The organism is Psychrobacillus sp. INOP01, assembly GCF_018140925.1.
In the GTDB taxonomy this organism is placed as follows: domain Bacteria; phylum Bacillota; class Bacilli; order Bacillales_A; family Planococcaceae; genus Psychrobacillus.
Window position 1 is genome coordinate 1,813,942 of record NZ_CP073315.1, and the last position, 26,078, is coordinate 1,840,019.

At 35.9% G+C, this 26,078-nt stretch carries 28 protein-coding genes and 1 pseudogene; 9 read left to right on the forward strand and 20 right to left on the reverse strand.

Annotated elements, in window-relative coordinates:
* Nucleotides 1-4 precede the first annotated feature (4 nt).
* From KD050_RS09110 to KD050_RS09130, 5 genes are all read left to right on the forward strand, one after another.
* Entirely contained in the window at nt 5-1,180 is a 1,176-nt protein-coding gene (locus KD050_RS09110) for an acyl-CoA dehydrogenase family protein (RefSeq protein ID WP_211895854.1), read from the forward strand.
* Nucleotides 1,181-1,191: 11 nt separating this feature from the next.
* On the forward strand, nt 1,192-2,043 hold the full coding sequence (locus tag KD050_RS09115) for a transporter substrate-binding domain-containing protein (protein WP_235753955.1): 852 nt from the start codon (nt 1,192-1,194) through the stop codon (nt 2,041-2,043).
* A gap of 80 nt (nt 2,044-2,123) precedes the next feature.
* The gene (locus KD050_RS09120) at nt 2,124-2,831 is read left to right on the forward strand and encodes an amino acid ABC transporter permease (RefSeq protein ID WP_211895856.1); all 708 of its coding nucleotides are present in this window, start codon (nt 2,124-2,126) and stop codon (nt 2,829-2,831) included.
* Nucleotides 2,832-2,843: 12 nt separating this feature from the next.
* Complete coding sequence (locus KD050_RS09125; protein WP_235753956.1) at nt 2,844-3,557, forward strand: amino acid ABC transporter permease; 714 nt, start codon at nt 2,844-2,846, stop codon at nt 3,555-3,557.
* 12 nt (nt 3,558-3,569) lie between these two features.
* Nucleotides 3,570-4,325 carry an amino acid ABC transporter ATP-binding protein gene (locus KD050_RS09130; protein ID WP_211895857.1) on the forward strand — a complete coding sequence of 252 codons (756 nt, stop codon included), beginning with the start codon at nt 3,570-3,572 and terminating at the stop codon, nt 4,323-4,325.
* A 94-nt stretch (nt 4,326-4,419) separates the two neighbouring features.
* On the opposite strand, the gene fabI is transcribed toward KD050_RS09130, so the two are convergent.
* From fabI to KD050_RS09150, 4 genes are all read right to left on the reverse strand, one after another.
* On the reverse strand, nt 4,420-5,199 hold the full coding sequence (fabI, locus tag KD050_RS09135) for an enoyl-ACP reductase FabI (RefSeq protein WP_211895858.1): 780 nt from the start codon (nt 5,197-5,199) through the stop codon (nt 4,420-4,422).
* A gap of 490 nt (nt 5,200-5,689) precedes the next feature.
* Nucleotides 5,690-7,402 (reverse strand): GMC family oxidoreductase, encoded by a 1,713-nt coding sequence (locus KD050_RS09140; protein WP_211895859.1) that lies wholly within the window; start codon nt 7,400-7,402, stop codon nt 5,690-5,692.
* Nucleotides 7,403-7,425: 23 nt separating this feature from the next.
* On the reverse strand, nt 7,426-8,163 hold the full coding sequence (locus KD050_RS09145; protein ID WP_211895860.1) for a gluconate 2-dehydrogenase subunit 3 family protein: 738 nt from the start codon (nt 8,161-8,163) through the stop codon (nt 7,426-7,428).
* A gap of 244 nt (nt 8,164-8,407) precedes the next feature.
* Nucleotides 8,408-9,307, reverse strand: coding sequence for a MerR family transcriptional regulator (locus KD050_RS09150; RefSeq protein ID WP_211895861.1), 900 nt, complete (start codon nt 9,305-9,307; stop codon nt 8,408-8,410).
* Nucleotides 9,308-9,460: 153 nt separating this feature from the next.
* On the opposite strand from KD050_RS09150, the gene KD050_RS09155 reads away from it, so the two are divergent.
* From KD050_RS09155 to KD050_RS09170, 4 genes are all read left to right on the forward strand, one after another.
* On the forward strand, nt 9,461-9,916 hold the full coding sequence (locus KD050_RS09155) for a hypothetical protein (RefSeq protein ID WP_211895862.1): 456 nt from the start codon (nt 9,461-9,463) through the stop codon (nt 9,914-9,916).
* A 130-nt stretch (nt 9,917-10,046) separates the two neighbouring features.
* On the forward strand, nt 10,047-11,117 hold the full coding sequence (locus KD050_RS09160; RefSeq protein WP_211895863.1) for an ABC transporter permease: 1,071 nt from the start codon (nt 10,047-10,049) through the stop codon (nt 11,115-11,117).
* Between the two features lie 4 nt (nt 11,118-11,121).
* Nucleotides 11,122-11,799: an ABC transporter ATP-binding protein gene (locus KD050_RS09165; RefSeq protein ID WP_211895864.1), complete on the forward strand. Its 678-nt coding sequence runs from the start codon at nt 11,122-11,124 to the stop codon at nt 11,797-11,799.
* 160 nt (nt 11,800-11,959) lie between these two features.
* The gene (locus tag KD050_RS09170; RefSeq protein ID WP_211895865.1) at nt 11,960-13,135 is read left to right on the forward strand and encodes an aminotransferase class I/II-fold pyridoxal phosphate-dependent enzyme; all 1,176 of its coding nucleotides are present in this window, start codon (nt 11,960-11,962) and stop codon (nt 13,133-13,135) included.
* A gap of 97 nt (nt 13,136-13,232) precedes the next feature.
* Here KD050_RS09170 and KD050_RS09175 read toward each other — a convergent pair whose 3' ends face one another.
* From KD050_RS09175 to KD050_RS09245, 16 genes and pseudogenes are all read right to left on the reverse strand, one after another.
* Nucleotides 13,233-14,903, reverse strand: coding sequence for a diguanylate cyclase domain-containing protein (locus KD050_RS09175; protein WP_211895866.1), 1,671 nt, complete (start codon nt 14,901-14,903; stop codon nt 13,233-13,235).
* Between the two features lie 104 nt (nt 14,904-15,007).
* Nucleotides 15,008-16,393, reverse strand: coding sequence for an MATE family efflux transporter (locus tag KD050_RS09180; protein ID WP_235753957.1), 1,386 nt, complete (start codon nt 16,391-16,393; stop codon nt 15,008-15,010).
* Nucleotides 16,394-16,986: 593 nt separating this feature from the next.
* Nucleotides 16,987-17,109, reverse strand: a complete 123-nt coding sequence (locus KD050_RS21385) for a hypothetical protein (protein WP_255553769.1) — start codon at nt 17,107-17,109, stop codon at nt 16,987-16,989.
* Between the two features lie 102 nt (nt 17,110-17,211).
* A pseudogene (locus tag KD050_RS21515) lies at nt 17,212-17,316 on the reverse strand (IS1595 family transposase); the annotation flags it as partial.
* 275 nt (nt 17,317-17,591) lie between these two features.
* The gene (locus KD050_RS09190; protein WP_211895867.1) at nt 17,592-17,942 is read right to left on the reverse strand and encodes a hypothetical protein; all 351 of its coding nucleotides are present in this window, start codon (nt 17,940-17,942) and stop codon (nt 17,592-17,594) included.
* Between the two features lie 148 nt (nt 17,943-18,090).
* The gene (locus tag KD050_RS09195; RefSeq protein ID WP_211895868.1) at nt 18,091-18,567 is read right to left on the reverse strand and encodes a glutathione peroxidase; all 477 of its coding nucleotides are present in this window, start codon (nt 18,565-18,567) and stop codon (nt 18,091-18,093) included.
* A 5-nt stretch (nt 18,568-18,572) separates the two neighbouring features.
* Nucleotides 18,573-19,010, reverse strand: a complete 438-nt coding sequence (locus tag KD050_RS09200; protein ID WP_211895869.1) for a MarR family winged helix-turn-helix transcriptional regulator — start codon at nt 19,008-19,010, stop codon at nt 18,573-18,575.
* Between the two features lie 19 nt (nt 19,011-19,029).
* Entirely contained in the window at nt 19,030-19,449 is a 420-nt protein-coding gene (locus tag KD050_RS09205) for an organic hydroperoxide resistance protein (protein ID WP_211895870.1), read from the reverse strand.
* A 133-nt stretch (nt 19,450-19,582) separates the two neighbouring features.
* Nucleotides 19,583-20,104 carry a tubby C-terminal domain-like protein gene (locus KD050_RS09210; protein WP_211895871.1) on the reverse strand — a complete coding sequence of 174 codons (522 nt, stop codon included), beginning with the start codon at nt 20,102-20,104 and terminating at the stop codon, nt 19,583-19,585.
* A gap of 56 nt (nt 20,105-20,160) precedes the next feature.
* Complete coding sequence (locus KD050_RS09215) at nt 20,161-21,039, reverse strand: DMT family transporter (RefSeq protein ID WP_211895872.1); 879 nt, start codon at nt 21,037-21,039, stop codon at nt 20,161-20,163.
* Nucleotides 21,040-21,228: 189 nt separating this feature from the next.
* A complete protein-coding gene (locus KD050_RS09220) occupies nt 21,229-22,140 on the reverse strand; it encodes a DMT family transporter (protein WP_211895873.1) in 912 nt (303 codons plus the stop codon).
* Between the two features lie 104 nt (nt 22,141-22,244).
* Entirely contained in the window at nt 22,245-23,690 is a 1,446-nt protein-coding gene (locus tag KD050_RS09225) for a magnesium transporter CorA family protein (RefSeq protein ID WP_211895874.1), read from the reverse strand.
* 117 nt (nt 23,691-23,807) lie between these two features.
* On the reverse strand, nt 23,808-23,999 hold the full coding sequence (locus KD050_RS09230; protein ID WP_211895875.1) for a histidinol-phosphatase: 192 nt from the start codon (nt 23,997-23,999) through the stop codon (nt 23,808-23,810).
* 56 nt (nt 24,000-24,055) lie between these two features.
* A complete protein-coding gene (locus KD050_RS09235) occupies nt 24,056-24,523 on the reverse strand; it encodes a YndM family protein (RefSeq protein ID WP_235753985.1) in 468 nt (155 codons plus the stop codon).
* Nucleotides 24,524-24,555: 32 nt separating this feature from the next.
* Nucleotides 24,556-25,515, reverse strand: coding sequence for a cytochrome c oxidase assembly protein (locus KD050_RS09240; protein ID WP_370627204.1), 960 nt, complete (start codon nt 25,513-25,515; stop codon nt 24,556-24,558).
* Nucleotides 25,512-25,919, reverse strand: coding sequence for a DUF2243 domain-containing protein (locus KD050_RS09245; protein ID WP_235753986.1), 408 nt, complete (start codon nt 25,917-25,919; stop codon nt 25,512-25,514). The genes KD050_RS09240 and KD050_RS09245 overlap by 4 nt, the downstream gene beginning before the upstream one ends.
* Nucleotides 25,920-26,078: the final 159 nt, after the last annotated feature.

Consider the following 26,078-nt stretch of genomic DNA (forward strand, 5'->3'; position numbering starts at 1 on the left):
AACTTTGAATAATTTGTACATCAAAACGGAAAAACAGCAACTATGGATCGATCGTTTATATGTGTTAGAAGATAAATTTAAAAGTAAATCCGCCGAAATTGATGAGCAATCTATTTTCCCAAAAGAAAATGTGGAGGATTTGATCAAGCTTGGATATGCAAGCCTTACTCTACCCGAATCATATGGAGGCAATGGATTTTCTGTCTACGATATGGTTCTTTTACAAGAAACACTTGCTAGCTTTGATGCCAATACGGCTTTATCTGTAGGTTGGAGCTTAGGTGTTGTTGGTGAACTATTCGAAAACAAACTCTGGACGAAGGAGAAACTAGACTTTTTCGCAGCAGAAGTATTAAATGGTGCACTCGTAAATCGTTCCGTTAGTGAAGCACAAACCGGAAGTCCAACGCGTGGGGGTAGACCTGGAACTACTGCCATAAAAAACGGAGATTCTTGGGTATTAAATGGACGTAAAATATTCACGACCGCTTCCCCTGTACTTTCCTATTTTTTAACATCTGCTTGGATTGAGGAAAAAGAAAGAGTCGGCTTCTTCCTTATTCCTCGTAATACAGAAGGTCTTTCCATTGAAGAAACCTGGGATGTTATATCCATGCGCGGAACGAGTAGTAATGACTTAGTACTAAATAACGTATTCGTTCATGAATCGCATTTGGTAGAACTCCCTGAATTCGCTAGTGGCGGGAAGATAAATGGTTGGCTATTACATATACCAGCGACCTATTTAGGAATTGCACAGGCAGCAAGAGACTACGCAGTACATTTTGCCAATACCCATTCACCAAATAGCTTGAATGGACCTATAGCACAGCTACCAAATGTTCAGCAACTCATCGGAGAAATAGATTTGGAGCTTACGAAGGCTAGATTAGTCATTTATGGAGTTGCTACTGCCTATGACAATGAGTCTACAAAAGATTTACTTTCAAACGAAGTAAGCGTAGCGAAGCATATTGTTACTAATTCAGCCATCACTATTGTCGATAAAGCGATGCGTTTAGTTGGGGCTAAAAGCTTACAGCGAACTAATCCGCTACAACGTTATTATCGAGATGTCCGAGCAGGACTTCATAATCCTCCTATGGATGATATGACTATTAAAAAACTGGCACTTTCAGCGTTAGAAGAGGTAAAAAATAAAAACTTAGTGAAAAGATAAGGAGAATGAACATGAATAAGTATTTTAAATTAGCAGCAGTTGGATTTGCGTCTATTTCAATTTTAGCAGCTTGTAGTTCTGGAGAAGCTTCTACTTCCTCAGAAGGTGGAGATGTTCGCAAAGTAAAAGTAGCATATGACATGGCCTCTAAACCTATTTCTTGGTTAGACGACAACGGAAATGCAACTGGATACGACGTAGAGGTAATGAAACTAGTAGATGAACTGCTACCTGAATATGAATTTGAATATGTAGGAACTACAAGTGATGATCTATTAATCGGAGTAGAACAAGGCAAATTCCAAGTTGGGGTGAAAAATGCGTTTTGGACAGAGGAACGTACAGAAAAATTTATATTTCCACAAAAATTCCTTGGATTAAGTAGTGCAGGTCTCGTCTTGAAAAAAGAAAATGAAGATATTAAGTCCTTAGAGGATTTTGCATCTGCTGGATACTCTTTGGCACCGATTGCTGCAAATAATGCGCAGTATACAGTAATTGACGAATACAACAAAGCAAACCCTGATAATCCGGTTAAACTAGATGCTGGAGATGCATTTACAGTGGATGTAGTGCAATGGGTCAATGAAGGTCGCGTTGACGGGGGAGTAATTATTGAAGGACCATTCCAAAAACAAGTTTTAGATGAAAGTGGTCCTTATTACAACCTAAAAGATGAAGTTGTTTACAATGAGTTTGCTGTTATCAAGACATGGCCATTATTCAACAAAAAAGAACAAGAATTTGCAGATGCATATGATAAAGCTATAAAACAATTACAAGAAGAAAAGAAAACAAATGAACTTAGCACTGAGTTCTACGGCCGAGATCTTTTTGAAGTGTTAGACCAAGTAGAAAGATAATATCGGATTCCTATAAGGGCTGCCTAGCGTAGGATGCGCAGGCAGCCTTTCAAAATATCACAGGGGGAATAATGCATAATATGGAAAAATATTTTGATATATCGTACATATGGAACTCACTTCCGGTATTGCTTCCATTTTTACAAGTAACTTTTATGGTTGCGGGATTATCCATTATTTTCGGGACTTTTTTCGGTTTGATCCTTGCTGTGATGAAGCTTGGCAAGAGTAAAATTGCTAAAAAAACGGCAAATTTCTATACAACCATTTTAAGATGTACTCCATCTATCGTACTACTGTTTTTAGTGTATTACGGTGTACCTGCCTTAGCCGATAATTTCGGGTTATATTTACATGATTTAAATACAGCAGTATTTGTAGTCATTACCTTCACCTTACAATTCGCAGCTATAATGTCGGAGGTTATTAGGTCTGCCTATGAGTCCATCGAAAAGGGACAATTTGAAGCCGCTGTTAGCGTAGGTTTAAGCCCCTTTCAAGCATATAGACGTATCATTTTCCCACAGGCATTAGTTGTTGCACTTCCTAACTTTGGAAATGGACTTATAGCATTGCTTCAAGAAGGATCTCTTGCTTATACAATCGGGTTAATCGATATCGTTGGTAAAGCAAATTTAATCATTGCAGCAAACTACAATACACATGCATTAGAAATATTTATCGCACTTGCGATTGTTTACTGGGTTTTATCCATACTTATCGAAAAATTCTTTGACAAGCTTGAAAAAGTATTTAGCAAAGGAAAACATACAATTAACACAAATTAAGGAGTGTAAATAATGTCGGAAGGTCTGAATTATACATTTTTAATAGATACGTTCTTTATCGCATTATCCGGTGTGCCAATTACGCTTCTTGTTACAATTGTAGCTTTGCTTATTGCCCTACCTTTAGGTTTTTTATTGGCTTTAACACGCATCAATCAGATACCTGTTTTAAATAGATTTTCACAAATATATGTATCCTTCGTAAGAGGTACGCCGATTATTATTCAAATATTTATCGTTTATGCTAGTGTTCCCTTAATACTTTCTCTGTTTTTTGAGAGGTACAACATTAACATAAACGTCTACGATATCAATCCTATTTGGTACGCTTTTATCGTATTCTCTTTCAGCACTACCGCTATCTTGATAGAAGTATTTAGATCGGCTCTAAGTACTGTCAATAAAGGACAGCTAGAGGCCGCTCAATCAGTCGGTCTTTCGAATTTCCAAGCATATCGTCGAATCGTAATACCCCAAGCACTAGTCGTAGCATTACCTAATATTTGTACAGCTACCGTGAATCTAATAAAAGCTACATCACTTGGATATGCAATGTCCTTACAGGAAATTACATTGAAGGCGAAAGTAGCGGCAAACGTAGGTTATAACTATGTGGAAGCATATATAGATATTTTCCTTGTATATATTATTTTGTGTAGCCTTGTCGAATACGGATTTAAATTATATGAAAAACGCCTTCGCAGATACAAATATGTGAGCGCTTAAGGAGGGTTACTTATGTTAAAAATCAATGATATTCATAAATCATTCGGGAAGAATGAAATATTAAAGGGAGTCGACCTATCCATTGATAAAGGAGACGTAGTAGTAATTCTCGGTCCTAGTGGTTCCGGAAAAACGACTTTACTACGCTGCATTAACTTTTTAGAAAAAGCCGATAGCGGTAAGGCAACTTTTGGTGATTTACAAGTAAATTTGCATGATGCCTCTAAAAAAGATATCCATACCATCCGACAAAAAACAGCTTTCGTATTTCAAAATTATAATTTATTCAACAATAAAACAGCTCTCGAAAATGTAACAGAGGGACTAATCATCGGCCGTAAAATACCTAAAGATCAAGCAAATGATATTGGCAAAAGGGCTCTTGATAAAGTAGGTTTATCGGATAAATATGATTCCTATCCGAGTCAGCTTTCCGGTGGTCAGCAGCAGCGTGTAGGAATTGCACGAGCAGTAGCGTTAAACCCCGATATTATTCTATTTGATGAACCAACCTCCGCATTAGACCCAGAATTAGTCGGAGAAGTGCTAACGGTCATGAAAAATATTGCCAATGAAGGTACTACTATGTTAGTCGTTACACATGAAATGTCCTTTGCAAAGGATGTCGCTAACCGAGTTATCTTTATGGATGGTGGAGTAGTAGTTGAAGAAGGCACCCCTCACGATATTTTCGTTAGTCCAAAAGAAGAACGCACGAAGAAATTCTTAAAACGCGTGTTACCAGAGGATTACACGTTTTATATTTAGACTACGATCACTTCGTTAATATTCCGAGTTCAAGATTAAAAGCGGTAGAAAATGACTAGATCATCTTCCACCGCTTTTATTAATCAATACCAATTTAGCCCATAATATTATATCCAGAATCTACGAAGATGACCTCACCTGTTACACCACTTGATAAATTGCTTAATAGCGCAACGGTCATATCGCCTACTTCTTGTTGAGTCACGTTTCGTTTTAATGGTGACTTTTCTTCAATTTGGTGCAAGATTGTATTGAAAGAAGAAATCCCTTTTGCTGCTAGTGTTCGAACTGCCCCAGCGGAAACAGCATTTATACGTACATTGTTTTTCCCTAAGTCCAAAGCCAAGTACTTAACAGATGCTTCTAGAGATGCTTTAGCAATCCCCATTACATTGTAGCCTTCTAGTACACGTTCAGCTCCTAAATATGTCATTGTTACGATAGATCCACCTTCAGTCATAAAAGGCGTTGCTTCTCTAGCTGCAGCAATAAGCGAATAAGCACTTGTATCTTGCGCAAAAGCATAGCCCTCTCTCGAAGTTTGTATAAAGTCCCCTTTTAAATCTTCCGCATGCGCAAAGGCAACAGAGTGAACTACACCATGGATTACTTCAACTTCCTGTCCAATTTGTTGGAACGCAGTTTTAATACTATCATCACTATTTACATCACATTCTACTACTAGTTTTGCCTCTAAATTATTATCTTTCAATAACTTTTCTATTTTTCCAAGGGAACGTTCTTTACGATATGTAAAGATAACATTCGCACCTACTTCAAATAATGATTTTGCTACTCCCCACGCTAGACTACGCTCATTCGCAACACCCATAACAACAATATTTTTATCTTTTAATTGAATTAAGTCTCTCATAAATACCTCCGATTTATTATTCACATATATTATACCTGTTATTAGTACCTGGTTATTAGTTTAATCATACCATAATTTCATCTGTTTGTACTAAATCATTTGAGTTTTTTGACCTCAGAAAAACCGAACAAAAGACGTTGGGTACTTTAAGGTCAAAACCTGTTTCTGCCATTTTCAGTAGGCTTTGAACAGAATTGTTGGCGATTGATTTTTTGATATGCAGATCACTACATTTAGTAAATCTAATTCTATCATCTTAGCTGTAGGATTGAGTGAGGAAGAAGCCATACCAACAAACGCCTGAAACGGAAATCAGGAGTATTATTCATTTTTTAAAGTAGCATGAAACCAGTGTTCATGCTACTTTTTTATATACAAAAGGTGAAGGGATGTTTTCTCTAAGATGTCTATCATTTTATTCCAAAAAAAAAACTACCAGCACCCTATCTTGTATAAGGGCCCGTAGCTTTTTCAATTCTTTTACTATTCATTAAACAAGCGAACCACCCGATTTACTATATTTAATGATTCCTTCCGCGCTTTTATAGGCTAGTGCTGCCACTGTTCCAGTCGGATTATACCCTCCGTTATGCGGGAAGTTTCCTGCACCTACTACAAACAAATTCTCTGCATCCCAGTGTTGCAAAAACGGATTTACTACACTATTTTCAGGATTAGCCCCCATAATAGTCCCTCCCGTATTATGAGTTGTTTGATAGCCAACAATATCGTAATCTGTAATTGCTACCTTACCTTCTATCGTTTTCGCTCCCATTTCCTTCATAATATTTGTTGATATTTCTGTAATATACTTATGCAAGGCTCTATCCTGATCCGTAAAATTATAAGTCATTTGGAGTAGCGGTAACCCGTAAACATCCTTGTATTTACTATCTAGTGACAAGTAATTTTCCTTATGTGGCATCGAGGCACCTTGAGCTCCAATCGATAATGTGCGAGTATAATTGTAGATAGAATTTTTCTTAAACTCTGCTCCCCAGGTTGGTGTTCCTTGTTGTATTGGATTTGTTTCGATAGGTCTATATCCGGTTTGGGTGATGGAAATACTGCCACCATGAATAAAGTCTAAATCACTATGATCAAAGTTGTCCGCATTATAATCATCAATAGACATACCAAGGGCTCCCGCCCCCATAAATGTGTTCATTTGTTCTTCAAAGTATCCAGTTGCACCCGGTAATATTTGGTAGCAATAATTTTTACCAAGCGTCCCCTTTCCAGTTTCAGGGTCATATTGTTCACCAATATTTGATACCATAAGTAATTTGGCGTTATTCATAACGTAACTTGCTAGAACAACTACTTCGGCCTCTTGGATAAACTCTTCTCCGGACTGAGTATCTAAATACCTTACACCAGTCACCTTATTTCCACTTTTTATGACTTCCATTACATTTGCATGAAACCTTGCTTCAAAATTCCCAGTTTTTATAGCGGTAGGTATAACTGTTATTTCAGGTGATGTTTTGGCTCCGTATTCGCAACCAAATCGCTCACAGAAACCACAGTATTGACAAGCAGTTATGACTTCTCCATCTGGATTTGTATATGCTTCCGATAAATTAGCAGAAGGTAGCATAAAAGGAGAATATCCTAGTGATTTGGTCGCTCCTTCAAACTTTTTCAAAATGGGAGTTCTTTTCATAGGAGGAGTAGGAAAATCCTGTGCTCTCTTCCCCCAAAAAGGATTTTTATCTTCTCCAGAGATTCCAGCGGTCTGATCATATTTATAAAAATAAGGTTCTAGCTCATCATAGGTAACGCCCCAGTCTTGCAGCAAATAATCACTAGATAATTTATTGGGACCATATTTTTCATCTGTCATCGTTTTAATTTGAAAATCATATGGATAAAATCTCCATGTATGCCCATTCCAGTGGGTCCCGGAACCTCCTAGTCCATCTCCTAATAAGAATGAGCTCAACTGTCTCATTGGCAATGCTGGCATCTTTCGATTATTTCGAATGGTAATAGTCTCTTTAGATAAGTCTTGCATTAATTCATAACGAACTGCATAACGATATTCATCATGTATTTTCTGATAGTCCTCAGTTCCTCGTTTTCTTCCTCTTTCTAAACCAATAACCTTTAACCCGGCTTTTGCACATTCAGCCGCAATGATTCCCCCAGTCCATCCTAAACCAACGACAACCACGTCTACTTTTGGTAATGTTGTAGCCATAAATTTTATCCCTCTACTTTCCTTTACATTCCACTAAGTGATTTTGGCTCAATTTTTTGGAACTTTTCCTCTTCAATTACATTGATATAAGCCATTTGATGACCAGGAAACTCTTTCATTTTCCAGCCATCCATATTTCGATTTCCACCATACATTGGATCTGCATAAGCCCCCTCTAACGTCGCCGTTCGAAGTAGTCGGAAGAAAAATGCTGAAGTAACTCCCGTCATAGGAACTTCATCGTTTTGAAAAGCTGTTAATATTTCATCCATTTGCTCAGCTTCTAAACTGGAAAATCCTTTTTCAAATCTTTTGCTTGCCTCTTCCTCCAATTGAGCAATTCCCTGCCTAAAGATAGATGCTCGTGTCAATCGACTTTGATAGCCTTGGGTTTTAGCCCCTACAGCAAACGGGCCGTGCATATACTCCTTCGTATTACTCCCATATTGCGCTGCTAGTTGGCGATCAATAAAATAAGGTACCCCCAAATCAATTGCCCCTGGTCCCAAATCATCCTTCGGAAAGATGCGTTCGGTAGCATTCGAGAGTACATCAAACTCTCTCTGGTTTTGAAAGAATTGAAATCCCTGGTTAGTTGCCATTTCATGATTTATAGTGCCTTCTGATACTTCTTGATCTGTCTTATTTGCATTTAACCCAACTAAACCGCCTATTAACCCGCCTCCTATTAAAGCTCCAGTAGCAATCCCTGTAGTTTTTAGAAAGTCTCTTCTTGAATAGTTTTTTGGTTTTTCTGTCATATACATTGTCTCCTTAAAGAAAATGATCTTACTCGGAACTTCTTAAAAAAGGATATACAAATCTATACATTTTTAATCATTCGATCTGTTTTATTAACGTAATTTGTTCTTTATTAATGATTGTTGCTATAAACTTGTCCAAAATGGTATAGGATGCAGTTCTCAATTCATAACATTACCGTAAATATCAAGTTAGCAAAAAAAGCTACCAGCTCATCATAAGAGAGCTAGTAGCTTTTTCAATTCATACTAAAATTTGTTCTATATCATTAGTTACTTGTATAGCATTTAACTCTTTACCTTCTAAATAATTTAGTGCTCCACTACCACCTATATAAAATTCTACCTGTTCCTGTTCACTTGCAAATTTGTCGAGCCCTCGGAGTAATTTAGGGTCTTTTTCAAAAGGCAATGTAGTCGAAGCAGATAATATAACAATACTTGGTTTTAGCTTTTGGACTAACGATTCTATTGCTCCTGGCGCTGGTGATGCACCGATTAAAACAGTTTTCCAACCTCGAAGCATAAATTGCAGCAATATAATATGAATTGGCAACTCGTGATGCTCCTCTGGCAAACATGCTCCAATGACTAATGGTGCGTCATCCCTTAGCTGAAAGGTTTTTCTTATTTGTATCAAAAAGTCCCGAACACTCATGCTAGAAACTGCCTCTTGATACTCACCCCACTCATCTCTTTCCCATCTGTCTCCTACTTCTTTAAGAAAAGGGATAATCACTTTACTGATAAATTCTTCTAGTCCTAATTTATGGTAGGACTGTTGCAAAATAAGGTTTAGCTCAAGATCATCACAATAAGTTCCTTTTTCAAGTAACTGGATCACTGAATCATTAAATTTTTCAAACTTAAGTTGTTTGGCTTTAAAAAAAGATTCGACACTTTCAGGTTCTTTTTCTAACATATCTACAGCTTGTTTGATAGAGTATCCTTTTTCTGAAAGAACCTTAACTCTTAATAAAGTATTTACATCCTTTTCCTTGTATGTTCTATATCCATTTTCTAATCGCTCAGGTTGTACAAGTTCATAACGTTCTTCCCATTTACGGATAACTTGTTTAGATAAACCAGTGACATCAGAAACCTGCTGAATTGTATATATACCATTTCTTCCTGTTTGGTTCATAAACGTCATCCCCTCTCTTACTACTAATTTGGAGTAATTTGTATTGTATGTATGCTACAGTATAAATAAAATCGGTATAACATTCAATATACAACATTGTACAATCATTTGACGAGGATGGAATGACTAAGTAACTTTACAGAAAGGAAATGAATGCTAATGAAATTAAAGAAAAAACTTCTACTAAAAGTTGTGCTAGACGGAACCATAGCTGGTCTGGTATTAACCCTTTTTTTCAAAGTAATTCAGTTTATTACAGAGTATAAAGTCTATACATTATTATTAAATATTGATTACATCCCCGTATTGAACCAGTTTAAGTTTCCTGAAGTAGTAGAAGTTGCATTTCATTTAATTATTTCAATAGTAGTTTCGCTAATATTATTTTTTTTAATTCGGCAGTTCAAGAAAAAGTCTGTCACTAGAATGATAGCCTTTTGTATCTCTTGCAGTTTCGTTATTGGGGCTCTATACTTTCCAACAACATTTTTATCAGAAAGAACTCCCGCTATTACTAGCCTTCCATCATTAGGGTATTGGATGCTAGGGCATGTTTTGTATGGTTATATCTTAGGAATTTTATTGACGGACAGACACTCGACCAGATAATCACGTTGTATAGCGAGACGATCAGGTTTTATTGTATAACAAATTAAAAATAACATTATACAAACGTTATACAAACTAGAAATTATATGGTATGATTCTGTTATTAAATTTACCAATAGGATGTGACCAAATGTTTTTAGCATGGAATGAAATAAAAAAAAATAAGCTTCGTTTCACATTAATCGTAGGAGTACTAATGCTAGTATCCTACTTAGTATTTTTCTTATCTGGGCTAGCTACAGGGTTAGCGAGCTTAAATAGAGAAGCAGTAGATAAATGGGATGCAACAGCAATTGTTCTAACCGAAGAATCGGATAAAAGTTTGCCCCAATCCTCTCTTACTACCGATGAAACAGATAGTATAGATGGTGAAGAAACAGCAATTCTCGGACAATTAAATTCAATCGCAACAAATGGTAATGCCAAACAAAATATTTCCCTTTTTGGAATAGATCCAGAAGAATTTATAATGCCTGACGTAACAGAAGGAGAAACATTTGAAAAAGTCAACGAAGTAATCGCTAGTGATACGCTTAAAGAGGATGGATTCCAACTAGGAGACGAGTTAGAACTTTCTTCTACTGATGAAAAGTTAACGATAGTAGGTTTTACAGATAGTGCACGCTTCAATGCCGCTCCAGTACTTTACGGGGAAGTTGCTACTTTCCAAAAGGTGAAGTTCGGTGAAAGAGCCACAGAAAATGAAACACAAATAAATGGTCTTGTTGTTCGCGGAAGTGATTTTTCTTCTATTTCTACTTCTAACGAAGATCTAGAGGTAATTGAAGTAGAAACATTTATAGAAAATCTACCCGGATACACGGAACAATCTTTAACTTTGAACTTTATGATTTATTTCTTATTTGCTATTTCCTCTGTCATTGTGGCAATCTTCCTCTACGTACTAACAGTTCAAAAGATTAGTATGTTCGGAGTTATGAAAGCACAGGGTATTTCAAACGGCTATTTGTCTCGTTCAGTAATTGCTCAAACGTTTTTATTGGCATTCATAGGTGTAGTCGTAGGCTTTGCTTTGACACTAATTTCCGGAGCATTTTTGCCAAGTGCGGTTCCAGTTTCGTTTGATATCCCAACTATGATCATTTATGGTGTGATACTAATAATTGTAGCAATACTTGGAGCAGTATTCTCTGTGTTAACAATTGTAAAAATTGATCCGCTTAAAGCGATAGGAGGTTAATAATTTGGCTATTTTAGAGCTAAGAAAAGTAAAAAAATCATTTGGCAGTGGACATAAACAAGTCGATGCTTTAAAAGAAACAAACTTTTCTGCCGAACCAGGAGAGTTAATAGCAGTTATTGGCCCCTCAGGTTCAGGAAAAAGTACTTTTTTAACGTTAGCTGGAGGACTACAAACTCCTACAAGTGGTGGTATTTTAGTCAACAATCAAGATCTTGGTCGATTAAATGAGAAACAACGCTCAAAAGTTCGTTTAAAAGAAATCGGATTTATATTGCAAGCATCTAATCTAGTACCATTTTTAAATATCGATAACCAAATGAAGCTATTAGATAATGTTAAAAAGGATAATATGACGCCAGAGGAATTGAATGCTTTATATGATAGCCTTGGTATTAAGGACTTACGTAAAAAATATCCTGCCGATTTATCTGGTGGAGAACGTCAGCGCGTTGCTATCGCTAAAGCGTTATATAGTAAACCTTCGATTCTTCTTGCTGATGAACCTACGGCATCTCTAGATTCTGAGAAAGCTTATGAAGTTATGGAGCTACTGAAAAAAGAAACAAAACAAAATAAAACTACTACAATTGTTGTAACTCATGATACTCGCCTTATTGAGTATTGTGACAAAGTTTATGAAATGACTGATGGAGTACTAAGGTTGAAGGAAACATCTTAAAAAACATGATCAGAGGCTATCCCCTAAGTATAAATTCGGGGATAGTCTCTTTTTTAACTTTTATCAATTGTAATATATTACATTCACATTTCTCACAATATTATTGAAATTTGTGATATGATAAAACATAAAATTTTATAAAGCGTTAGGAGTGCTTATATTGAAGGTTCAACCATCTACTAAAATGTCATTATTTGAAAAAGCAATTTTTGGAGATTTGAAAGCCGCAGCAGCTGCCAAGCAAGCTCAAGGCTTTGACTTATATGATTTAAGCTTAGGTAGTCCTGACCTTCCACCAGATGAACGTGCTAGAAAAGTATTGTCAGACCTTAGCTATGCAACAAACTCATATGGTTATACTCTTACCGGCACTAAGCGTTTTAATGAGGCCGTTGCAGATTATTATAAACGTCGTTCCAATGTTCTATTGGATCCAGAAACGCAGATTGTTCAAACGATGGGTTCACAAGAAGGACTGGTACATCTCCCAATCGCCTTTTGTGATGAAGGAGATATCATACTTACAACAAATCCAGGTTATGTAGCATATGATGCTGGCATTAAACTTGCTGGTGCTGCACCCTATTATATGGAGCTATTAGAAGAGAACAAGTTTTTACCTGATTTAGATGCAATACCCGAGGAAATTGCGATGAAGGCAAAACTAATGATATTAAATTTACCTGGAAATCCGGTTCCAGCAATGCCTGATCCGATTTTCTTTGAAAAAGTCGTTGCCTTTGCCAATAAATACAACGTGATTATTCTGCACGATGCGGCTTATTCGGAATTCTATTTTACTGGTGATTCACCAAGCAGCTTCCTTTCTACACCAGGAGCGTTAGACGTAGGGATGGAGATCAACTCTTTATCGAAAAGCTTTAGCCTTGCAGGTACACGAATTGCTTATATCGCAGGAAATAAAGAGATGATCGATATTATGAAGCAGCTGAAATCCAATTTAGACTTCGGAATTTATGGACCTATTCAGGAAGCCGGTATTGTTGTTTTAAATCATGCAGAGGAAATAACAGAACGTTTGCGTAAAATATTTGCAGAGAGACATCATTTTCTCACAACTGCACTAACTAATCTTGGCTGGAAAGTCGCACCTTCTACTGGGGGGATGTTCGTTTGGGCAAAATATCCGTATGAGATGAATGACAGGGATTTCGCCTTTGAAGTAATTGATCAAACCGGTGTCGTAATAGTACCAGGAACCGTTTTTGGTTCCGCTGGAGCAGGCTATGTTCGCGTTGCATTAGTACAGGATATTGAAGTACTCAAACAAGCAGTGGAACAATTAAAGAAATTAAAAGTACTTTCAACTTGTTAGCAATAAAGTTCTTTGATTTCTAAGAGTTGCAGTCATGCTTCTATCAAGGGTATAAAAAAAACAATCTTTAGTCTGATTTTCGACTAAAGATTGTTTTTTAGTTGGTGTGATTAAAACGGACTAGATTTTTACCAGCATTTTTAGCATCATACATAGCCTTGTCAGCTTCTCTAAAAACAGATGTAGTCGAAGAACCGTCTATAGGAGATAGCGTAATACCAACACTCGCTGTGATATTCAATAGGTGACCATTAATTGACCAAGGAGCATTGATAGCTTGCTGAATATTTTCTGCTTTTTTTACAATTTGATCTTCCTTATGAATATTGACCATTAAAGCGATAAATTCATCTCCACCTAGTCTTGCAACAACATCATTAGAATCTAAAGCTCCACTCAACCTTTTACCGAATTCCTGAATAACATTATCTCCAGTTTCATGTCCAAAATTATCGTTGATTTGTTTAAAGTCATCAATGTCAATAAGAAGAACCGCTAAGCTTTCTCCTGTATTTTCTTCTTGCTCTAAAAGTTCCTGGAGTCTACTTGTGAAAAAACGTCTGTTAGGTAAGCCTGTTAAAGAATCGTGGTAGGCAAAATATTCCAATTGTTCTACATTCGCTTTTTCTAACGAAATATCACGTACAATTAACAGCATGTATGTAAACTCGCCGCTTTCATCAAATACAGGAGTGCCATTTAGTTCAGTCCATATCCATCCTTTCTTTTTATGCATCGCTTTCAGTTGGACTTTATATGGTTTTTTGTTTTTAATCGATTTGTTGAAATGTTCCTCCAAAAATACCAAATCATCTTGATGTATATTAAAAAAAGAATGCTGCTCTTCAATTTGTTGATTATCATATTCAAATATTTCTTTACTAGAGGGCGATATATATAAGTATTCTTGCTTATCATTCATTAAAATAATTACGTCTTGTACATTTTCTGCTATAATTCGAAATTTTTCTTCACTATCAATATAGTTACTCGCAAGTTTATCTAGTTCTCTCATATCTTTTACTACAACGAAAATGCCTGTTTGTCGTCCTTTTAACATAATAGGAGCTAGTTTCACTAGGCATCCAATTGGAGTTCCTAATTTGTCCAAAAAATTTAAACGATAATCTCTTAGTTCACCATTCAAAGCTAGCGCAAGACATTCCTTTGCTTCTCCTTGGTCCTTCGGTTCTACAAAGTCGATAAAGGTTTTGCCTATAAGTTCCTCCACTGAATAACCACTCAATTGTTCCAACGCGAAATTACCACTAGTAATAAATCCTTCCAAATCTATCTTAAATATAGCATCAGGGTTATTATCGTATAGCGACCTATACTCGGATTCTGTTCCCGCTAACTGATTTTTACTTTTTCCCTTTTCGATTTCAGCAATTTTTTTACTTGTTATATCCTTTGTAACACCAACTATATGCGTACAGTCTCTATCTACGTTAAGGATAGGTTTTAAAGTGGTCTCCGTATATATTAGGTCACCCGTATCAATTCTAATATAGTCCTCTAAATAATGAGGTTCTATCGTTTTTACAACTTCCATACATTCATTTTGTAATTTATTTGCAAGTTCTTCAGAGAGAATGACATGTACCGGTTTACCGACAGCTTCATGAGTTAGATTCATGTAATTTATTAATGAGTTATTTAAAAACTCAAATGAAAATTGACTATTTTTTTCTACTCTGATTATAAACACCATTTCTGGAATTCCATCCACAAGCGCTTTAATCAATGATAGCTGTTCTTTCACCATGTTCATTCACCTCTCTTAGTTGACTTATTATATTAATTTAAACATACACCAATAAGCTTAGCGAGTGGAAAAAAAGACCAAAAGAGGCATAGACAGGAATCTGCCTAGCTATCTTTTAGTCCCTCTTCTTCTACGGTAGGATGTACTAGTGCAAACCTTTCCCAGCGCCTGCTTTTCCATCTGAAATACATAATTGTGGCACGCGTCCATTCATCTGCCGCTATTGCTAACCAAACTCCAACTAAACCTAAATCCAGTACAAAAATCAAAAAATATCCTAACGGTAAACTCATCATTACCATAGACAATGCTCCCATCATTACTGGGAAGGTTGCATCGCCTGCAGCACGCAAGGAATTGATAATCACTATATTTATCGTTCGCCCGGTTTCTAATACAAAACTTAGCAGCAAAACAGATGCCCCTATTTGAATAATTTGTTCATTGTCAGTGAATAACCCCATTAATGGATAACGCAGAATTATGACGATCGTTACCATTGTTATGGTAAAAATGATGGCCCATTTCACACTAAACCATACCGATTTATATGCTTCATCTTTTTCATTTGCTCCTACAAATCGTCCGACAATAATAGCTGTTCCCATTCCAATTGCGATAGCAAATAAATACGTGAACATCGATATATTCACAGCATATTGTCTTGCCGCCAATGATTCTGCTCCTAAATAGGTAACATAGTATAAGAATACAATTTGACAACCTTGGTATAAAATCTGTTCAAATGCAGATGGAAGACCAATTCTTAAAATCTTTTTAATATACTCTTTTGACATCGTGAAGTAGTAATGAACCTTTACTCGATACTCCATCACTCTGTATAGTAGCCAGAAAAACACAAGTAATGCTATAAAACGACTAAGGACAGACGAAATAGCTGCACCTTGTACACCTAGTTCTGGAAAACCAAATTTCCCAAATATGAGTACATAGTTTCCTATAACGTGGATAATATTCATCCCAAGGGAGACAAACATTGTCTGCTTCGTATAACCATGCACACGAATAATAGCAGCAAGCGCATTAATAATAGCCTGTAAAAAAATGGCTCCTCCAACAATCGTCAAATATTGTTGAGCATGGACTAACACATCCCCTTGCAGATTCATCGCAGTCATCATACTCTTTGAAAAAATAATAAAACCAATACTAAGGAGAATCCCTACACATAAGTTAAGGGTTACTGCCAAGCCTGAAATCTTAGATGCTTCAACAAATCGCTTTGAGCCTAAATATTGAGAAACAACAATTGCCGCACCATTTCCGACAACCTCTAATACTAAGATAGCTATATGAATATACTGGTTCGCTGCTCCTACTCCTGATACGGCATCATCAGAAAGTGCACTGAGCATAAACGTATCCGCGATACCCATTAACATAAACAGAAATACTTCTAAAAAAATAGGCCAAGTCAAAGTGAATAAGCTTAACCTTTCGCCTAAATTGTTCTTTTTAGTGATTACCAATGTAACTCCTTCTTTATCCTGTAATTTTTAGTAAGAAGAATCTTACCATAGAAAACGCATTTATCCTATAGGTTAGTCAATTTCATAATAAAGTAATTAGTAGTAAAATCCGCACAAAGTTGATTTCCACTCCAGGCGGACGCTTTCCGAGGGCACGGCTTCAATCTCCTCGTCACTGAGTTCCTGCGGGGCTTTCAGATCGTGCACCTGTCGCTTCGCTTTCGGTGCAGAAAACGTTTGCTGTTCTCTCTGGAGCCGCCGCCTTGCGCTCCAATCAACGAAATCCACTTTTAATAAACGGATATTTGAAAGAAAAATTATATAAATGTTCGCTTTTAATATTGAAATGAGTAATTATGAAATTGACTCACGTCTATAAGAAAAAAGCATGCGTCTTTTAAGAGAAAGGATACTTTCGCAAACTTTCTTGTTTTTTGTTGTTTTTTATAATTTTTTGCATTTAAAAAGGAATGCCTGAGCATTCCTTTTTAAATGGCGTTTTCTGTTTTGTATTCTTCATCATATTCTTCATAATCCAATACTTCAATTGCGTTTGACCAAATGTAAAACAGTTCCAAAAAAGTCTTTAATATCTAGGCAGAACTGTTACTATCTTTGAAATTCTTAATCACATTTTCTATCAATGAAAGTTCTTCTTTGAAATCACCAAAATTAACAATACCATTTTGCACATCAATGACTAAAAGTGCTTTCATTTTCTCACCTACCTATTTTCGTAATAGGTAATACTTCTTTATAAAGGTTGAGAATTACTTCATGTTTCATAAATTTATACAACCCGAAGCATTTCAACTGTCTATTCCTTGTAGTTGATTAAAGCTAAGACTTCCTAAAGCGTTCAAGATTTTGTGCCTCCAATAGAAAGCTCTGGAAATGTAGATTTTAGGACGTTCGCAATTTTTGATAGTTCCATGTATGATTCTATCATCTTAGCGATAGGTTGCGCTGAAACTTCTTGTTAGGTACTTACACACATAATTGATTGTAGTGAAAGGCGGCGACTCCAGCGGGATGAGTGAGACAGATGAGACATCACAACGGACGCGTAGCTACGGTGATGGCTAATCGCTCACCCCGCGGAACGCGTCTGCCTGTAACGGAAATCAGCAGTATTATTGGATAGACCCAATTCTTCAAAATACCCGATATATAAAAGAAGTCAATCGTGCACTATATATTATTCAATTCCTACATGTTTATGAATATATTCCCTGATTTCTGGAACAGATAACTCCATTTCATATGTCAAAAGGTTATCCCTCACATACGCTAATTTGTTGCGCTCTACCGCATCGGATTGAATGTGTAATATATTATCTATATATAGTATTCCCTCATTTGTAATCATTCTATCATGATCACTCAATAAACCTTTGTCATTCAGTTCTCCTTGAATTTCAATCAATTTACTCCCTAATGCTTTAGTTAAAACTTCACCTAGTTCATCCGCATTTTTTTCGTTTTTTTCTATGAAGTTACATACATAATAAGCTAAAAGTGTTTGTTCTTTTTCTACTAGTTCCCCCATTAGATCTCCCCCATCCCATCTTTTTACCTGTTATTCCCTTTGACATCTATTTCTAAACATAAAAAAACGGGCAAAAAGACGCCCGGACATTTTTATATACTTCTTCTCTTTTTAAAAACCTGAACATCCCCTATTCAGGTTTTACGATTTATGTAGAAATTATTTTTTCAATGTCTGTTTTTATCGATTCTGGCTTATCAGTTGGTGCGTATCTTTTAATAATATCTCCATTTTTATCGACAAGAAACTTAGTGAAATTCCATTTGATATTATTCGATAAAATCCCCTTACTATTAGTAGTTAAATGTTGAAAAAGAGGGTGCGCATCTTTTCCATTAAGCTTGATCATTTCATGCATAGGAAAAGTGACGCCATAGCTCATTCGGCATGCCTGCTCCGCTTCTTCTGCGTTACCTAACTCTTGTTTAAATTGGTTCGAAGGGAAGCCTAGTACAACGAGTCCATCATCCTTAAACTTGTTATATATTTTTTCAAGTCCATCAAACTGACCACTTAGTCCACATTTAGTAGCTGTGTTAACGATGAGCATTGGTTTTCCCTTGTACTCATTTAACTCGTACTCTTCGCCATCCGATTTTTTTACTTTAATATCGTAAATACTCATACTACTCACTCCTTAAGTTGATTTAGAAAAGCATTTAACTCTTTTAGATTGGTCATTAAAGTCTCTGCGTTAAGATTTAAATAATTGCAGCTAGTAATTTTACTGATGATAGCCTGTTCGATTGGTTTCTCTTGCTCTATAGCCTTTTCAGTCAACGAAATGACGAATGCTCTCATATCCTTATCAGACTGCTGTTTGTTAAGCCATCCATTTCCGATCATCCGGTTAATAATAGGATTTAATGTTCCAATCCCAAGCCCTAATTGATTTCCGATATCCTTTACTAACAAGTTATTCTGTTCCCAGAGTGTGAGTAGTACAAGATATTGCGAGAATGTTAAATGGAATGGCTCCAAAGTTCGTGCATATAATTTGGAAAAATTGCTAGATGCTTTGTATACCTCGAAGCATAGCTGTTGTTCCAATTTGGAAGAATTGTTCATAAAGATCACACCTAAAGATTTATTTTACGATTATTTCTACATCAATTGAGTTTTTAACTGCTTTAGAATATGGGCAATATTCATGCGCTTTTTGTACATATTTTTCTTTTAGCTCATCGTCTAATCCAAAAATCTCCACTTCTAGCTTGGCAGCTAATTTCACTCCACCATTTTCGTTATCGGTAATTAATGAAATAGTAGCAGTAACTTCACTCTTTTCTACTTTTACTTTATCATGTTCTAGCACCAGTTCCAAAGCACTGTTGAAGCAAGAACTGTAGCCTGCAGCGAAAAGTTGTTCTGGGTTTGATGCAGTAGTCGCTTCTCCACCTAGAGCTTGTGGTTTAGCAATGTCCAAATAAAATATATTATCTAATGAATGTACCTCGCCTTGTCGACCACCCGTATTTACAATAGTTGTTTCGTATAATGTTTTCATATTATATCCTCCTTCAAATTGAATCGTGTACGATATATTCTTCATAATAAACTATATCGTGTACGATGTAAAATAATAAGCATTATAAAAAAGTGTATAAAGTCTTCAAATAGAAAACTTCATACACTTTTACTTAGGAACCTATAAACAAAGCACACTGACAAATTGCGATAAAGAATGCCGCATTATTTACAGGAGAATTGTCATTCACTTCAAGTTGAATTTTAAATACCTCATCAAGATTTGCTTTCCACCTTGCAATCTCATTGTCATTATAGACAAACTTAGACCAATCTTCCATTTCCTTATCTAATCTAATTTGTAAATTTCCATCCGTGATTAGTAAATCTGGCACGAGCTCTTTCCACTTGTCATACGCAACTATATATTTCTTATGCTCGATTTTGTCAAATGCTTCAAAATAGACCTTTCCTTTACGAGATACTTTCTTGCACATAAATATTAACTGACCTTTTGTATCGTAAACGTTATACCAAAGAAAGTAGCGGTAATCCATTACTTTATCTAGTCTTTTCTTTAAACTATTCGAATAATATCGTTGAAATGTATAAACGATTTCTCCCTTTTCATTATAAACAGAGGTTTTTGGAGTCTCCTCAATATTAATAGGTTGTTCGTACGTATAGTTAGCCACGTCCATCCCTCCTGTAAAAAATATAACATAACTATTTCCCAGGAAACAATTTTCCGTTAAGCTTCCTTATGAATAAGTGGCTTCGGTCCAATTAAAGTATAAATAATTCCTCCAAATACGAGCAATATTCCGATGGTTTGCAATACGGAAGGGCGGAAATCTAATAGAATTGTATCTAATAAAATTGCAACAATCGGGTCAACAAAAACTAAAGCAGAGATGACAATTGTCGATAACTTTCTTAAACTATTAAAAAATAAATAATATACAAAACCTGTATGTATTAACCCCGTTCCTAATATGTACAACCAATTGGATTTGGTCAAACCTTGAAAGACATCAAAGTCCATAAAAGGAAATAGCATCACAATACCGATTCCCGTCTGGATAAACGTCATTGCAAAGGCACTTAATCCGCTAATCCCTTTACCAAGCAACATGGTCATTGCATAACAGAATGCAGAAAATATAGCCCATACAAACCCTGACCCTATAAAGTCTGAGAATGTCCCAATACCGTCATACCCTATAATACAAACACTACCGAGGAAGCAGACAATTATCGCTAGCAATGATCGTATTGTCATCTTTTCCTTCAAAAATATAGTTCCTAATATTAACACAATGATTGGTGCAAGATTATATATAGAGATAGCTATCGTAATTGACATTTTTTCGAAAGCTATGAATAGAAATACCCAGTTCAGCACTAAAAACACTCCACAAACTAGTGTCTGTAAAATTTCTGCCGTCCTCCAAACTTCCACCTTATACTGACCGGTGATCAACCAACAAAAGACTAAAAAAACTGTAGCGCAAATACAACGAACAAAGACCAATTCTGCTGCTGAAATACCAGTATTTCCTGCAAAAAATCCGATAGAACCAAATATAGCCATAGAAAGTGCCATTTGGAGCATTGCCGATATATTCATGAATATCACCTTTTTCATCTAATTATCATGTGCAATCGTACACATACCACAAAGCAATGCTCACGAATCATAAAAGTTCATAAGCATCGCTAACAAAACTAGCTACACCATTCTGAAGTAAAAAATGCATAGCGAATTAACTCATATTGCAACCGAAAACAAACTAAATTTGCAAAAAAACTAGACTCGTTAAGATTGTCTAGTTTTTACATTTTTACTTTTCGGATACCGATTCATCTGCTGCAAGATAAATAAAAACACACCAATGAGCACTAATACACCACCAACAATTTGCCAGCCTACTAGTCTCTCTCCTAGGAAAATTGCAGCGAGGATGGTTGCCCCTACTGGCTCTCCTAAAATACTCATAGATATTGTTGTGGCAGTTACATAATTCATTAGCCAGTTGTTTATCAAGTGAGAGATTGTCGGTACAACTGCCAACAATACGAAAATTCCCCATTCTTTTAAATCATAACCTCCCATTACAACGCCTGTCAGTAAGTTATAGACAACGAGTGCAATGGCGGCAAATCCAAAAACAGTGAAACTATAAATCCAATGAGAAACTTTTTTCACCGCTTTTTGACCAATTAATAAATATCCTACAACAGCAATAACACTTAGAAAAGAAAGAATATCTCCAAGAATGGCATTCCTACTCAGACCAAAATCTCCCCAACCAACCATCACTGCTCCAATTACCGCAATACCCATGGTCATAAGTGCCGATTTCGTCGTTCTCTCTTTAAATAATATGACACCACCAATCAAAGCGATAATAGGCTGTAGTGCAAGAATAATAGTTGAACTTGCAACTGTTGTCAGTTTTAAAGATCCGAACCACAAGGCAAAATGTAAAGCTAAGAACATACCGGCAACAAACAGCAGTAGCCATTCTTTGTTTGTTAGTTTTTTAAACTCTTCCCTTTTAAACCAAACGACTGGCAGTAACAAAAGGGCCGCTAAAATCATTCGATACATACTTAATATAGTAGCGGGCGCATGAGACCACTTGACAAAAATGGCCGCAAACGAAATCGCTATAATGGAAATGATTAATGGTAACACAATTGATTTAGATGTATTTGCATGATCCACTTCTTTACCCCGTTCTTTTATTTTTCTATATCATATAAACTAATATACTGGATATAGCTTGAAATAGGAAATACAAAAAACTTCTTATCCTTTGATAAGAAGCTTTAGAATCTATCTCTTTTCCATTTTCTGTATCTATCATAAATTCTTTTTCCCCCGGTGTAACCTATTAAGGCGACAGCTAAGCCAATTCCTGATAACGATGTAATAAGTGCTATCCATTCAAAAAAGGAATAACCCGGCACCTTGGCCCAATCTGTTTTCCCCTTCCAATCCTCAATAACTAGGTTCATCCCATAAATACCGGAAACGACTGTAAAAATAGTTAACATAAATAATAACGAATTATGCCGTTTGTCCGATTGATTGTCTTGAGCACGGTATAGATCATCTAAGGTTTGTTTCACTTCATTGAAAAGATTCTGTAAACGGAATACTTCTCGTAACTTCTGCGTTATCTCTTTCCCTTCCGTTCTAGTAGAAACCTCCTCAAAATAATAACGTGAATCGAATTTAGATATGAGTTCGATTAACTCCTCCACATATTTTTTGTCCTTTGCCCAACTAACTTCACTATGCTCAAAAGAAACTTTCAACAGCATAATTTTATAATAGTAATGAAGCATTAAATTATAATAATTCACACTCATAAATTGAGAAATCTTTTGCTCTAATTGCTCTTTTTTCTTAACAGAAAGAGTAGCTTGAGTATGCTCGGAAGTAATTGTATATGTATGCGGTGCCCAGCGGTCATGTATACGTTCGTGGACATAGCGTTTCACATAATCTGAATTGGAGCTAGAGATAAACTCATTTCCATTTATATCCTTTCCATCTAAGTGCGCCAAACGAAACAACTGATCTTCTGAAATTTCGGATTTATCGTTCGCGATTAAAAATACAGAACTATGCATTCTCTCATCTTCAAAATAAGGGAGACTACCATAATAACCTGCTAACTTTTCATCGTGGATGATAAATGGTTTTAAAGGCTGACATATATAATCAAAAACAAGCTTGTTTGTAGTTTGGAACACTTTGTTTTTGTGGTGAATCTTAGAACCTTTATCGAAAGCAAGCTTAGGCTCTAGTACACGAAAATGAGCGATATGGTCTAATATATTCGTCAACGTCTCCTGATCTTGATCCATAGCAGCCCGTATGGTGATTATACCAATACCAAAAGGACATAAAATAATATCCACACTGTTAATGATAATAATGGTTTTGTTGTCATTCACTTCATATATAAAAGATTCTTCTATTACTTTTGAATAACGCAAAAAGCCCCTATTATCTGTCTTAGCAGGGAATAATTTATCTTCAATGAATGGTAAAAAGAACTGATCCAATTCCTCATGTACAATTCTTATATTATCTCCATAATATTTGTCTTGTAGTTCTTGTTTGCCTAAAGTGAAAAAGGTGAAATGATGCTTTTCGAGCTGCTCCATTAACTTTTGTCTATCTTTCTCTCGAAAAGAGAATGGAAATAGATAAGTCATGTATGCATCTGTAATATCCAAAGGTCGAAGCTCTAAACTATCCATTTCATTCACCTACTTTTTGTTATTATTCTTCTTTACCTTACTTGTTCTGTTCATAAACCAAAAATACAGTCATTCCTAAAATTTCCTTTAGGAATGACTGTATTTAAAAGCTAATTATTACTTAAAGTTATTTTTATTGTTGTTACGGTTGTTATTACGTTCATTTTGGTTGTTGTTCTTGTTTTGTTCATTTTGGTTTTGCTCGTTTAAATTGTCAAAGTTGAAATCCTCACCGAACTCAGCTGGATTATTTTGGTTGTTGTTTTTACGGTTATTGTTGTTATTATTGCGGTTATTATTGTTTCCCATGGCTGCTCACCTCCCTGACCATATTAGAATGGTCTGAAGTGTGATTTATATACTTGTTATTTTATTTTTTTATCAGTGTCTTTTCTTGTCTGATTAGAAATAGAATCGGTATCTATTTCCTCCGCAAATTCAGTTAGTAGGTTCGTCCGCTGGTAATATCCGACTTTTTCAACGGGGTTAGATTTCCTCGATTCGAAGATATTTGAGTGCATATATTGATGTAAAAAGAGTTCTCCTACCATTAATAACAATGCAGTAATAAAAGACGCTGCCCCTAGAGCTAAAGGCTGCTCATATATATAGGACCCCAAAAAGAAAATAACCAAATAAGCAATGACAAAATCACTTATAGCAGCCCACACATTACCTATTTTAGGTAATATAAAGACGTCTCCTACATATCCTACTACCGAAAGAACCACACTAGTAATGAGGACGTCTGGTATAGATACATCATAAAAAATACTTAAAACAACCCATAACACAGCAGTTATCATGATAAACTTCATAAAAAAAGCTTTCATGTACACGTATTTCCATCCCCTTTTTTAAGTATTTATCTTTTTTTAGTTGATGTATGTGCTTTAGATTGTTGCTTTGCAAACCATTCATTTATTTCACGATAACTCATTCCTGCATTTGCATTTAATCTTTTAACTTCCTCTATATCGGTTCCTGCTACTGTAAATTTCTTATTATTACTTATAGTAAACCCATCCTTTCTATTACTGAATATAGGGCGATTTTTTTTGTACCATTGATAAAACAGTATAGAAATTAGCCCTACTTCCACAGTATCCCCACCGTAGTACATAATCATGCTACCTAATTCCGCTTGATCTTTTGGTACATCACTTGGAGGATTCGCATAAATATATTTAGCTAAGACGGAATGACCTGCTAAAGCAAAAAGAAATACGACTGTCCGGTATACATAGCTTTTTCTTAAGGGTGTCAAATCAACGTAAATGATGGAAATCGTAAATACATATCCAGCCAGAAAAATGTGTACATGAATAATTACATATAGGAGCGTATTTTCGTGCATCATAAGAAACAAATCAGTTGTGTAAAGCACCCACAAGCCACCAATATTTAAGAAGGATGCAATAATTGGATGCTGTACAAAATGGAGAGGTTGACTACGTAGAATTGCAGTTAGATTCCTTGCTGTAGGTACATTAATCGTTCGTAGTAGAAGCGTTATGGGGGCTCCTAACGCCATCAAAAGTGGCGCTAACATACCAAGTAATAGGTGGCCAATCATATGGGCAGAAAAATCTGTGTGCCCCAGATCTGCAATGGGACCAATTACAGCTAGAGTTGCACATAATACACCAAAGCTCCATGCAACAACTCGGTAGACTGGCCATGTTTTTTTCTTTCGATTGGACAGACATACTGCCACAATATAAAAAACGAATAACAATGTGAATGGAAATGCCAATAAAATTTGAAGATCAGCTACTGGATACTGTTCGTGAGTATGCATCTGAAAATCAGTTCCTCCATTCATGACTTCGTCCGATAGATAAGAATTACTCCAATCAGAATCATTAAAGCAGCCAAAATATTCCACACTAAATCATACGGAAGAATGTCAACATCGTAACGGATTTGATGTAAAGCCATCCATTTATGTTGTACGATTCCGTCATATAGTTGAAAAACACCTGCACCTAAAAGGATTCCACCAATCCATCTCTTCAACCAAAATGCATGACGTCTATGCAGATCTGCTAGTAGAAAAGATGCCCCTATCGTAGCCATAAAGCTAAAAGCATGAAAAAGCCCATCCGACACTAGACCAATATCCGTAGTAGATTTATCATAGAAATGATGCCAATGAAGAAGCTGATGAAAAACTACCTCATCTATAAACGCCACAATCCCAAGTCCAAATAAAATACCTGTCCACATATTCTGCTTGGCATATGCTCCTTTATGTGGGTTTTGTTTATGATTGGAAGAGGTACTTAGGGAAGTAGTCATTTTTAACATCCTTTTTTAGATTAGCTTTTCCTTTTCTATAAGAATTTAAACTTTTACTCCCTTGATTATTTAGGGGATACTATTGGG